11 protein-coding genes and 1 pseudogene are annotated in these 10,569 nt (G+C 69.7%); 4 read left to right on the top strand and 8 right to left on the bottom strand.

Translation table 11 applies throughout. The features are described 5' to 3' along the window. Together CSC76_RS14975 and CSC76_RS14970 are read left to right on the top strand one after the other, a co-directional pair. Positions 1–388, top strand: a pseudogene (locus tag CSC76_RS14975) (DUF58 domain-containing protein); the annotation flags it as partial. 8 nt (positions 389–396) lie between these two features. Beyond that, complete coding sequence (locus tag CSC76_RS14970) at positions 397–1,425, top strand: DUF4380 domain-containing protein (protein WP_162110797.1); 1,029 nt, start codon at positions 397–399, stop codon at positions 1,423–1,425. Between the two features lie 4 nt (positions 1,426–1,429). Here the strand turns inward: CSC76_RS14970 and CSC76_RS14965 are convergent, their stop codons facing one another. The 3 genes from CSC76_RS14965 to aroE form a co-directional block, all read right to left on the bottom strand. Continuing rightward, entirely contained in the window at positions 1,430–2,206 is a 777-nt protein-coding gene (locus tag CSC76_RS14965) for a ThuA domain-containing protein (protein ID WP_162110796.1), read from the bottom strand. Between the two features lie 79 nt (positions 2,207–2,285). After that, positions 2,286–2,639 (bottom strand): hypothetical protein, encoded by a 354-nt coding sequence (locus CSC76_RS14960; RefSeq protein ID WP_162110795.1) that lies wholly within the window; start codon positions 2,637–2,639, stop codon positions 2,286–2,288. 47 nt (positions 2,640–2,686) lie between these two features. Then, complete coding sequence (aroE, locus tag CSC76_RS14955; protein WP_162110794.1) at positions 2,687–3,535, bottom strand: shikimate dehydrogenase; 849 nt, start codon at positions 3,533–3,535, stop codon at positions 2,687–2,689. A gap of 337 nt (positions 3,536–3,872) precedes the next feature. Here aroE and CSC76_RS14950 point away from each other — a divergent pair, with 337 nt between their 5' ends. Then, the gene (locus tag CSC76_RS14950; protein WP_238394999.1) at positions 3,873–4,625 is read left to right on the top strand and encodes an outer membrane beta-barrel protein; all 753 of its coding nucleotides are present in this window, start codon (positions 3,873–3,875) and stop codon (positions 4,623–4,625) included. A 67-nt stretch (positions 4,626–4,692) separates the two neighbouring features. On the opposite strand, the gene hemB is transcribed toward CSC76_RS14950, so the two are convergent. From hemB to CSC76_RS14935, 3 genes are all read right to left on the bottom strand, one after another. Next, entirely contained in the window at positions 4,693–5,682 is a 990-nt protein-coding gene (gene hemB, locus CSC76_RS14945) for a porphobilinogen synthase (RefSeq protein ID WP_162110793.1), read from the bottom strand. Positions 5,683–5,779: 97 nt separating this feature from the next. Beyond that, positions 5,780–6,028, bottom strand: coding sequence for a hypothetical protein (locus CSC76_RS14940; RefSeq protein ID WP_162110792.1), 249 nt, complete (start codon positions 6,026–6,028; stop codon positions 5,780–5,782). A gap of 72 nt (positions 6,029–6,100) precedes the next feature. Next, positions 6,101–7,120 (bottom strand): chorismate transformation FkbO/Hyg5 family protein, encoded by a 1,020-nt coding sequence (locus CSC76_RS14935; RefSeq protein WP_162110791.1) that lies wholly within the window; start codon positions 7,118–7,120, stop codon positions 6,101–6,103. 132 nt (positions 7,121–7,252) lie between these two features. Between CSC76_RS14935 and CSC76_RS14930 the strand changes: the two genes are divergently transcribed. Continuing rightward, complete coding sequence (locus CSC76_RS14930) at positions 7,253–7,714, top strand: hypothetical protein (protein WP_162110790.1); 462 nt, start codon at positions 7,253–7,255, stop codon at positions 7,712–7,714. A 60-nt stretch (positions 7,715–7,774) separates the two neighbouring features. Here CSC76_RS14930 and CSC76_RS14925 read toward each other — a convergent pair whose 3' ends face one another. Both CSC76_RS14925 and CSC76_RS14920 read right to left on the bottom strand, forming a co-directional pair. Further along, positions 7,775–8,209: a cytochrome c oxidase assembly factor Coa1 family protein gene (locus CSC76_RS14925; RefSeq protein WP_162110789.1), complete on the bottom strand. Its 435-nt coding sequence runs from the start codon at positions 8,207–8,209 to the stop codon at positions 7,775–7,777. Between the two features lie 31 nt (positions 8,210–8,240). Continuing rightward, entirely contained in the window at positions 8,241–10,469 is a 2,229-nt protein-coding gene (locus CSC76_RS14920; RefSeq protein ID WP_162110788.1) for a S9 family peptidase, read from the bottom strand. Between the last annotated feature and the right edge of the window lie 100 nt (positions 10,470–10,569).

Genomic DNA, 10,569 nt, shown 5'->3' with positions numbered 1-10,569 from the left:
GCCGCGCGCGGTGGCCACCGACTACCTGGCCGCTGCCACCGAACTGAGCCTGCGGCAACGCCGGCGCGCGCTGGTGATGCTGGTCACCAACGTCCGCGACGAGGACATCGACGATCTGCTGGCGTCGGTGCGGCTGCTCCAGCGGCGCCACCTGGTCTGCGTGGCCAGTCTGCGCGAGAAGTCGCTGGACGCCGCGCTCGGCGAAGAGGTGCGCGACCTGCAGGGCGCCCTCCATGCCGGTGCCGTCGCGCGCTACCTGGAGCAGCGCACCGCCGCACACGAGGCCCTGCGCAGCCACCGGGTGATGGTGCTGGATGTCACCGCCGACGAGCTGCCGGCGGCGCTGGTGGAGCGCTACCTGGCGGTGAAGCGGGACGGCGTGCTGTAGTGGCTCTCATGCGCACGAAGGCGGTCCTCCTGCTCGCGACGGCGATGTGGATGCACGTGTTCGCGGCCGATGCCGCGAACGTCGAACGCATCCGTCTGCAGTCGCGTGACGCAGTCCTCGAGGTCACGCCTGCACTGGGCGGGCGCGTGCTCGCCTTCGGCCTGGTGGGGCAGCCCAGCCTGATCAAGATCGGCGATCCGGTGGCCTCGCAGCCGAACCCGGCGGTATCGGCGACCGCGGACGACATCGGCTATCTCGGCCACGATGTATGGCTCGGCCCACAGAGCGGCTGGTGGTCCGACCAGCAGGTGAACCCGGCGCGCCGCGACGCCCGCGCCGTGCGGCCGCCGGATCCATACCTGGCTTTCGCGCAGACGCGCGTGGTGGCGCGCGCACCCGATCGGCTGGTGCTGGAAGGCATCGACAGCCCCGTCACCGGGGTGCGTCTGCTGAAGTCGTTCGCGTTCGATCCCGCCGATCCGGCCCCGCTGGAGGTGTCCGCGCTGGCGCGCAACATCCGCGACCGCCCCGTTTCGCGCGATCTGTGGTTCAACACGCGCACCTCGGCCGCCACCCGCGTGTACGTGCCGGTCGCCACTGACGCCGACGTCCGCATCGAAGCCGCGGAAGCGATGGCGCCCGCATGGCGCATCGATGGCGGAGTGTTCACCTTCCTGCCGCCATCGACGGCGGGCGCCAGCCGTCGCGGGAAGGTGCTGATGCAGCCTTCGGCGGGATGGATGGCCGGTTTCGCGCACGGCCAGGCGTTCGTCATCCGGTTCGAACTTCAGCCGCGCAGCGCCATCCATCCGCAACAGGGACAGGTCGAGCTCTATCTCGATCACGGCGAGGATATCGCCGCGGGCCTGCTGGAGATGGAAGTGCATGCGCCGTACCGCACGCTGGCGCCGGGCGAGGCCATGCGGGCACGCGAACGCTGGACCGTGTTGGCGTATGACGGGGCGGGTACGCCACAGGCGCACCTCGCCTTCCTGTGCCGCCGCCTGCAGCTGTGCGCCGTTTCCACGGCGGACTGAAGCCTCAGCGCGCCGCGTCGATGCCCTTGCCGGTCGCGGCCCACCAGATCCCGCCGTACAGGTGTTCCAGGTAGAGCGGATCGTCGTACAGCGCCGGCGTGTGGCCCAGCGCGGTCACGAACACGCGCCCGCCGTCGTAACGGTGGTACCACGCCACGGGATGGTGCGCGCCCATGCCCTTGGCGGTCTGCCCGGGCCAGATGCGGGTGGGGTCGTAGGTCGTTTCGTCCACGCTCAGCACCGTGCGCAGGCCGCGCGTGACCGGGGCGTTGAACTCGTACCACTCATCCGTCCAGATCCAGCGTGCCGGCAGGCCGAAGGTGGCGGGGAACGACGCATCCTCCACGCGCACGGTCGCCGTCTGCACCATCGGGTGGATGCGGAACGTGCGGCCGATCAGGCGCTCGAACCACGGCCACTCGCCGGGCGGGTTGAAGATCAGGGCGCGATGCACCGCGACCACGCCGCCACCCTTGCGCACGTACGTCTCGAAGTTCGTGCGCTGCGCGGCCTTCAACTCATCGCCCGGCGTGTTGAGCAGCACGATGGCGGCGTACGGCGACAGGTCGCCGTCGAAAGGGACGCTGTTCCACGACCAGGTCAGGTCGACGCCATGCCGCTGCGCCATGCGTTCGAACTGCGGCTTGGCGACCACGGTGTAGTCGTGGTGGTAGCGGTTGGGGATGGCCACCACCAGCACCTTGAACTGGTCCTGCGCCAGGGCGATGCAGGGCAGCAGGGTTGCCAGGCACAGGAGCAGGGTCAGCAGGCGTCGGGTCATGCCACGATGCTACCGGCCGGCATCGCGCGAAGTGCGCGCGGACCTATTCCGATTCGCGCCGCGGGTATGCGGTTATCGCCTAGGCGGGTGCGCGTGCCGCCTGCATCGCCTGGCTGGCACCCCAGGCCAGCATCACCAGGCCTGCCGCGGACACCACGCCGAGCAGCATGCCGACGGCGCCGAACAACGACATCATCCCGCTGATCGAGGCGTATCCATCGGCCGCACTGTGGATCAGCCAGGCCTGCCAGGCGCTCATCGCGCCACGCAACACTGCGGCCGCCAGCATCAGTCCCGTGCCCGCCAGCGCGAGCGGCCGTCCCGGCGCGGCGGGCGCCCACATCAGCAGCATCGCGACGCCTGCCCCGCCGGCCAGCAGGTCGGGCAGCTGGTAGCCCAGCATCGTCAGCAGTTGGGTGAGGAAGCCGTCCATGCGTTACTCCATTCGTGATTGCATGCAGGGTAACGCAGGCGCGCCGCTCAATCCGCCGTCACCAGCACCTTGTCCCGGTCGCGCAGCGCGGCGTAGACCGGGTCGGTGTCCGGGCGCACGCCATGCCAGTGCTCGAACGCTTCGGCGGCCTGTTCCACCAGCATGCCCAGTCCATCCACCGCATCGTGGCAGCCGGCGGCGCGCGCCCAGGCGAGGAACGGGATGGCGGCCTCGCCGTAGTTCAGGTCCACGGCCAGCGTGCGCGGCGTGGCCAGGTGGAAGGGCAGGGTGAATGCGCCCTGGTCCTGCCGCGAGGCCGAGGTGGCGTTGACGATCAGCGAGAAGTCGCCCAGGTCGCCCAAGTCCCGCCAGTAGCGCGAGTGCGCGCGGTCGGGTTCGCCCAGTGCATCGGCCAGCGCGTCCGCGCGTTCGGCCGTGCGGTTGACGATGATCAGTTCGCTGATGCCCGCGTCCAGCAACGCAGGCGCAACGCCGCGCGCCGCGCCGCCGGCGCCGAGCAGCAGCGCACGCCGTGCGCGCAGGTCCAGACCGTGGCGACCGGTCAGGTCGCGCACCAGTCCGGCGCCGTCGGTGTTGTCGCCATGCCACCGGCCCTCGTTCCGGGTCAGCGTGTTGACGGCACCGGCGCGGCGCGCGCGGTCGGTGGTCTGCGCGCAGATCGCGAAGGCCGCTTCCTTCAGCGGCAGGGTGACGTTGGCGCCCGCGCCACCGTCGTCGGCGAAGCGGTCGAGCGCGGCGACGAAATCGTGCGGGGCCGCATCGATGGCGGTGTATTCCAGCGCGATGCCGGCCTGCTGCGCGAACGCGGCGTGGATGCGTGGCGACAACGAATGGGCGACGGGATGGCCGAAGACGGCGTAACGATGGCTGGACATGGTGCGGGACCCCGTCGGAAAGGAGGAATGGGATGCCGCAGGGACGCGCCGCGAACGAGGGCGCCGCTGCCGCTCTGCCCGAGTCTACCGCGCGCGGCCGGCGGCTTGACAGGCCGTGGGTGCCGCGGCACTGTGCCGCCGCTGCAAAGGCGCCAGGGATCACGGCGACAGGCGGGCCGGAAGGGGAGTCCGGTCACCCTCCATCGCATCCGGAACCGGGCGGGCATCCACGGGCCGCGAACCGGCCACGCGACGCCCCCGCATGTGCAGGCCTTTGCGGCGCAAGCCGAGCACCCACGCCACCCCGCCGGTACCGCAAGGACGCGGGGACATCACCATGACCGAAAGGGGAAATCCGATGACGCTGTTCCGTTGCCTGCCACTGGCCCTGGTGGCCTTCGCCTTCCATGCCCAGGCCCAGTCCCTCTCGCCGGCCTACGACGCCTTCCGCAAGAAGGAAGCGCCGGCACCCGCGCCCACGCAACCGGCGACGCCGGTGCAGACCGATGCCGCGCCGCCGGCCCCCGCGCCCGTCGCGGCGCCGGCACCGGCCCCCTATGCCGCCACCTTCGACACCACTGCACGCGAGCAGGACGACGGCGGCTTCTTCGTCGGCGTGCAGGCCGGCCAGGGCTGGATCTACGAAGACGTCGAGCAGGACGCCGTAGCCGTCAGCGCGGGCTACCGCTGGCAGGCCGGTCCGTGGACGCAGGTGGGTGTGGAGCTGTCCGGCGGCCGGCTGGACGAAACGACCGATGGTGGCTGGCGCTATCCGAAGGCCACCTACAAGGCCGTGGGCGCCAACGCGCGCATGAACTTCGGCGAGAGCCCCTGGTTCATGATGGTGCGCGGCGGTTACTTCGACGCGGAACAGGACATCCCTGGCGGTGGCGACTTCTCCACCGATGGCGGCTATGCCGGCCTGGCGGTCGGCGTGGACCTCAACCGCCACTTCAACATCACGCTGGGGTATACCGGATTCGTCTACGCCGACGAGTACTACGACAGCGACTGCGATGACGACTACACCTACGACTGCGACTTCAACCGTGCCGATACGGTGACGTTGGGCGTCGAAGCGCGGTTCTGATTCGGGAACCGGAACAGAAACGGGAGCCGCGAGGCTCCCGTTTCGTTTACAGCGCATGCGGTCGAGGTCAGCCGTTGCGCAGCCAGCGCGCCGCATCCAGCGCGAAGTAGGTCAGCACGCCGTCGGCACCCGCGCGCTTGAACGCGGTCAGCGCTTCCAGCGCGCACGCCTTCTCGTCCAGCCAGCCGTTCGCGGCGGCGGCCTTGATCATCGCGTATTCGCCGCTCACCTGATACGCGAACGTCGGCACGCCGAACTCGTCCTTCACCCGGCGGATCACGTCCAGGTACGGCAGGCCCGGCTTGACCATCACCATGTCCGCACCTTCGTCCAGGTCCAGCGCGATCTCGTGCAGGGCCTCGTTCGAGTTGGCCGGATCCATCTGGTAGGTGAACTTGTTGCCCTTGCCCAGGTTGCCGGCGCTGCCCACCGCGCTGCGGAACGGGCCGTAGAACGCACTGGCGTACTTGGCCGCGTACGACATGATGCGGGTGTTGATGAAGCCGGCCTTCTCCAGCGCCTCGCGGATCGCGCCGATGCGGCCATCCATCATGTCGCTGGGCGAGAGGATGTCCACGCCGGCGGCGGCATGCGCGAGGGACTGCTTCACCAGCGCTTCGATCGTCTCGTCGTTGAGGATGTAGCCGGTGTCGTCGATCAGTCCGTCCTGGCCGTGGGTGGTGTACGGATCCAGCGCCTGGTCGCTCATCACGCCCAGTTCGGGGAAGCGCGCTTTCAGGGCGCGGATCGCACGCGGGATGATGCCGTCCTCGTCCCAGGCGATGCGGCCGTCGGCGGTCTTCGCCGCCGGATCCGGCACGCCGAACAGGTCGAGCACCGGCACGCCCAGTTCCAGCGCTTCCTCGCCCACGCGCAGCAGCTCATCGATGGACAGCCGCTCGACGCCCGGCATCGAGGCCACCGGCACCCGGCCCTTTTCCTCGTGCACGAACACGGGATAGATCAGGTCGTTGGTGGTCAGCACGTTCTCGCGCATCAGCCGGCGGGAGAACTCGTCGCGGCGCATGCGGCGCGGGCGGGTATACGGGTAGGCCATCATGGGCTCCTGGCAGAGCGCCGCATGATACGCCCGCGCGGCCCGGCCGGGCCTGCGACAGGCGGTCGCAGCGCGGAACGCTGCGTTCGGAGGCGTGTCAGACGATTCCGCCACCCAGCGACAGGCGGATGATCCCCACCACGATGACGATGCCGTTGAGCACCAGCCCGGCCTTGGCGCGGCCACGGTGCTCGGTGCGGGTGAACAGGATGCCGACGGCCGCGATGATCGCGCCCACCGCCGCGAACGGGATCAGGAACCAGTTGCCCCAGCCCAGCAGGGGAATGAGGGCCAGCACCATCCACAGCATCGCCACGATGCCCCACAGCAGGCTGATCAGTCCCATCGCACATCCTCCGTGGTCGGGCGCGCGTTGTGGCGCCTCATGTCTGCACTATGCGGATATGGGCCTGTCGCTTCAAGCGCCGACGCCGTGCATGCCCTCGATCTCGACCAGCAGTTCGCGCCGGCAGACATCGGCATGCAGCATCAGCCACGGCACGCGCGTGCCCAGGCGGGCTTCCAGCTGCGCGGCGACGGCATCGGCATCGGCCGCGTCGCGCACGTAGACCTTCAGTCGCGAGGTGCCGTCCAGGTGCGGCGACAGCGTCGGTGCGCGTTCGCGCGCCGCGCCCAGCAGGCTGTCGAGGTTGGTCAGCGTCTCGTCCAATTGGGCGCGCAACGAATCGGCATGCTGCGACGCATGGCCGACGATGCTCGCCGTGCCCGACAGCAGCAGCGGCACGCGTGGCGAAGGCGGCAACAGGGCGCGCGCGAACGTCGGCGACTGCGGGCCGTACTCGCGCGGGTAGCGGTAGGCGCTGACCTGGCGCGGATTCTCCAGCGGCAGGCCGGGCTCGCGGGCGGCCAGCCAATACACCTGCAGCACCCGGCGGCCGTCACGGCTGCCGATGGCGGTGGCGGCCGGCAGCGTGCGCGTGTCCACGTCGCCCAGGCCCTGCACGCGACCGACGCAGAACTGCCGGTAGCGCTCGCCGTCGCCTTCGCCCAGGGTGATCGCGTCGAAGTAGTTCCAGATGCGCAGCAGGTGCGGATAGTCGCTGTCCCGCCAGAATGCCACCAGCGCGGCATACGCATGGGCGCTCGCATGCAGGATGCCGCCGTCCGGTTCTTCCCATTCCAGCACGCCGAACATCAGCGCGCCATCGTGGCTGTAGCGGATGGCGCCTTCGCGGCCCGTCGCCACCGGACCGGCCGAGCGCCACACCTCGTACGGCGCGGCGGCTTCACGCAGCGGTGAGAGCGGCACGTGCAGGTAGCGGGGATCGTCGATGGCGGCCGAGCTGGGCGCCAGCGCGCCGAACCCGAACACCGCCAGCGTTTCGGACATGCCGAGCAGCGCCTGCGGGCCGGGAGCGTGGATGTAGTCGACCGCCAGCCGCTGCGGCGCGGGCGAGAGGTCGGGAGCGGAGCTCATCGTGCGGGGAACAGGCGCATGGTCAAGGTGAAATGATAACCCGCCGCCCCGCGGCACCGCCCGGCGACGGGATATGCCAGTATTCAGGCGGTGCGGCGGAACATCGCCGCTGGGCCACCGGGAGAAGCCGCCATGTCGTTCCGTACCGTTGCCATCGTGCTCGCCGCCGCGCTTGTCGCCGGGTGCGCGGGCAGCTCCAAGGTCATGCTGGGCCAGGCCCGCGCGCCGATCGATCCTGCGCAGGTGCAGATCTACCGCACGCCACCGGCAGGTTCGCAGGAAATCGCGCAGCTGGAGTCCAAGAGCGCGGTCGGCTTCGGCACCCAGGGCCAGACCGATGCCGCCGTGGCGCGCCTGAAGCGCGAAGCCGCCGCCCTCGGCGCCAACGGCGTCGTCCTGCTGGGCGTGGGCTCCAGCGGTTCGCCGGTAGGCATGTCGGTCGGAGCGGGCAGCTACGGCCGCCACTCGGGTGGCGGACTGAGCGTGGGCATCCCCACCACCCAGAAGCAGGCCGCCGGCGTGGCCATCTACGTGCCGCCGGGCACGCCGGTGGATCCGTCCCTCGTGGTACCCGATCCCGCGCCTAAACCCTGACGCGGTCCGCCAGGATCGGATGCGCGAAGGCGGCCCTGGGCCGCCTTCGTCGTTCGGGGATCAGGGCAGGGGCATCGCCGCGTCGTCTTCCAGCACGATCCGCTCGCCGCCCTCCACGTTCACCGCCAGGGTTTCGTAGCGCCACTCGCCGGCGTGCTTCTTCGCCACGACGAACAGCGTGCCGTCGGCCTTCGGGCCGTCCAGCGGGATGGACAGGTTGGCCTCGCCGTCGGGGCCGTTGCTGCTGAAATTGCCCTGCACAAGCCAACCGGCGTGGATCGGGGTGCCGAGCGCGGCCGTGACGGCAGGATCGGTCTGCGCCTGCGTCATCGCATGCCGGTAGGGTTCGGAGGATTTAATCGCGCCGAAGACCAGCATCAGGATCCCGAACACGAAGGCGGCGAACAGCGCGAGCAGCAGTGCCGCCAGCACCGGCACGCACCACTTCCAGTTACGGCTCCACCAGGTGGAGGGGGGCGGGGTGATGGCGTGCATGCGCGGGCTCCGGTCGTTTCCCGTTGAACGCTTACGGCTTCAGGCAGCGGCCAAGGAAATCCTCGGTCAGCCGGTAGCGGTGCAACAGGTCGCTGCCGCGCAGGCCGTGCTTGGCGCCGGGGTAGGTCATCAGCTCGAACGGCGTGCCGCGCCTCTGCAGTTCGCTCATCAGCTTGGTGGAGTTGGTGAACAGCACGTTGTCGTCGGCCATGCCATGGATCAGCAGCAGCTTGCCGGCACCGATGCCGTCCACGTGGGTGAACACGCTGGCCTCGCGGTAGCCGGCTTCGTTCGCCTTCGGCAGGTCCATGTAGCGCTCGGTGTAGTGGGTGTCGTACAGCGCCCAGTCGGTGACCGGCGCGCCCGCCACACCGCAGGCATAGGCCTCGTCGTGCTTCGCCAGCAGCATCAGCGTCATGTAGCCGCCGTTGGACCAGCCGTACACGCCGATGCGCGCCGGATCGACGAATGCCTGCGACTTCAGCCATGCGACGCCACGCAGCTGGTCGTCCACCTCCACCGTGCCCTGCTTGGCGTACAGCGCGCCGCCGAAGGCCGCGCCGCGGCGTGGCGTGCCACGGTTGTCCAGCGAAAACACCACGTAACCCTGTTGGGCCAGGTACTGGTTGAAGAAACTGTCGCTGCGGCCGGGCCACGCCCGCGTCACCGTCTGCGCCGCGGGGCCGCCATAGACGAAGACCACGACGGGATACTGCTTCTTCGGATCGAAGCCGGCCGGCTTGATCAGGCTGTAGTGCAGCGGCGTGGTGCCATCCGCGGCGGTCAGCGTGCCGTAGGCGGTCGGCTGGTGCGCGGCGCGGTACTTCGCGTACGGGTGCGTCGCGTCGGAGACGTCGTTGACGAGCAGGGTCGCCAACTTCGTGCCATCGGCTTTGAACAGTTCGATCTGCGGCAGGGTGGTGTCGCTGGACCAGCTGTCGACGAAGACGCTGGCGTTGCGCGCGAAGGTGGCCGCGTGCATGCCGGGCGCCTGCGTCAACCGACGCGGCTCGCCGCCGGACAGAGGCACGGCGTAGACATGCGCTTCCGTGGCGCCGTCGCGCGTGCCGCTCACATAGGCCAGGCCGGCGGCCTCATCGATCGCCAGCAGGCCGTCGACGATCCACTCGCCCTGCGTCAGCGCGGTCAGCGTCGATCCGTCTTCCGACGCGACGTAGAGATGCTCGAACCCGCTGCGCTCCGACGACCACAGGAAGCGTCCGTCCTTCAGGAAGCGCAGGTCGTTGTGCAGCGGTACCCAGGTGGTCGAGGTCTCCGTCACCAGCGTGCGCTGCGTGCCGTTCGTCAGCGTTGTCTCGATCAGCTCGAGCTTCTTCTGGTCGCGCGACTGGCGCTGGAAGGTCAGGCGCTGCGGGTCTCGCCAGTCCACGCGCGCCAGGTAGATGTCCGGGCCTTTGCCCAGATCGATCCAGCGCGGCCTGGCACCGGTCTTCGGCGCGATCACGCCCAACTGCACGAGTACGTTGTGGTCGCCGGCGGCGGGGTAGCGCTGCTCGACCACTTCAGTGCGATCCGGATAGACCTCATAACGCTTCTGCACCGGCACGGGCGTTTCGTCGATACGCGCGAACGCGATGGCCGCATCGTCCGGCGCCCACCAGTACCCGGTGTGGCGGTCCATTTCCTCATCGGCCACGAATTCGGCCACGCCGTTGCCGATGGTGTCGCTGCCGTCGCGGGTCAGCTGCACTTCCTTGCCGCTGGCCAGGTCGATGACCCAGAGGTTGCGGTCGCGGATGAAGCTGACGAAGCCGCCCTTCGGCGAGATCTTCGGATCGGTGGCGAAGCCGCCGCCGTTCGTCAGCTTGCGCACCGCGTCCCTGCCGGACTTCGTCAGGTCGTAGAAATACAGCTCCCCGCCGAGCGGGAACAGGAGCGCCTTGCCATCGGGTGACCACTGGTAGTCGACGATCCCCGACAGCGCGGCGATGCGCTGGCGTTCGCGGCGCGCCTTCTCTTCGTCGCTCAGCACCTCCTCGCCCGGCAGCACCACCGACGAATCCACCAGCAGGCGCGTCTGCCCGCTGGCGATGTCGTATTCCCACAGGTCCAGCCGGTTGCGGTCGCGGTCCTTGCCGCGCAGGAAGGTCACCCGCGATCCGTCCGGCGCGACTTGTGGCTTGGTCAGCGTCGGCCCCGACAGCGGCGCGCTGCCGGTGATGGCTTCCAGAGTGAGCTTCTCGGCGTGGGCGGGCAATGCGGTGGCGACGGTCATCAGGGCGAACAGGGCAAGGCGCATGGGATGTCTCGGGCGGCGGGGCCGGTCAGGCCCGGATTATTGCACCCGCCGCCGTCGCGCGCGTCGCGCGCACGACCGCTGGGTCCGACACCGTGCGTCG

The sequence above is a fragment of the Pseudoxanthomonas mexicana genome (assembly GCF_010093385.1).
Taxonomy (GTDB): domain Bacteria; phylum Pseudomonadota; class Gammaproteobacteria; order Xanthomonadales; family Xanthomonadaceae; genus Pseudoxanthomonas_A; species Pseudoxanthomonas_A mexicana.
Note: the sequence above shows the minus strand (reverse complement) of the source record. Positions and strands in the feature narration are given on the sequence as shown.

What these genes read in the sequence shown, in the direction of transcription:
- CSC76_RS14970 (WP_162110797.1), top strand. Translation starts at nt 397, where the DNA reads ATGCGCACGAAGGCGGTCCTCCTGCTCGCGACGGCGATGTGGATGCAC.
- CSC76_RS14965 (WP_162110796.1), bottom strand. Translation starts at nt 2,206, where the DNA reads ATGACCCGACGCCTGCTGACCCTGCTCCTGTGCCTGGCAACCCTGCTG.
- CSC76_RS14960 (WP_162110795.1), bottom strand. Translation starts at nt 2,639, where the DNA reads ATGGACGGCTTCCTCACCCAACTGCTGACGATGCTGGGCTACCAGCTG.
- aroE (WP_162110794.1), bottom strand. Translation starts at nt 3,535, where the DNA reads ATGTCCAGCCATCGTTACGCCGTCTTCGGCCATCCCGTCGCCCATTCG.
- CSC76_RS14950 (WP_238394999.1), top strand. Translation starts at nt 3,873, where the DNA reads ATGACCGAAAGGGGAAATCCGATGACGCTGTTCCGTTGCCTGCCACTG.
- hemB (WP_162110793.1), bottom strand. Translation starts at nt 5,682, where the DNA reads ATGGCCTACCCGTATACCCGCCCGCGCCGCATGCGCCGCGACGAGTTC.
- CSC76_RS14940 (WP_162110792.1), bottom strand. Translation starts at nt 6,028, where the DNA reads ATGGGACTGATCAGCCTGCTGTGGGGCATCGTGGCGATGCTGTGGATG.
- CSC76_RS14935 (WP_162110791.1), bottom strand. Translation starts at nt 7,120, where the DNA reads ATGAGCTCCGCTCCCGACCTCTCGCCCGCGCCGCAGCGGCTGGCGGTC.
- CSC76_RS14930 (WP_162110790.1), top strand. Translation starts at nt 7,253, where the DNA reads ATGTCGTTCCGTACCGTTGCCATCGTGCTCGCCGCCGCGCTTGTCGCC.
- CSC76_RS14925 (WP_162110789.1), bottom strand. Translation starts at nt 8,209, where the DNA reads ATGCACGCCATCACCCCGCCCCCCTCCACCTGGTGGAGCCGTAACTGG.
- CSC76_RS14920 (WP_162110788.1), bottom strand. Translation starts at nt 10,469, where the DNA reads ATGCGCCTTGCCCTGTTCGCCCTGATGACCGTCGCCACCGCATTGCCC.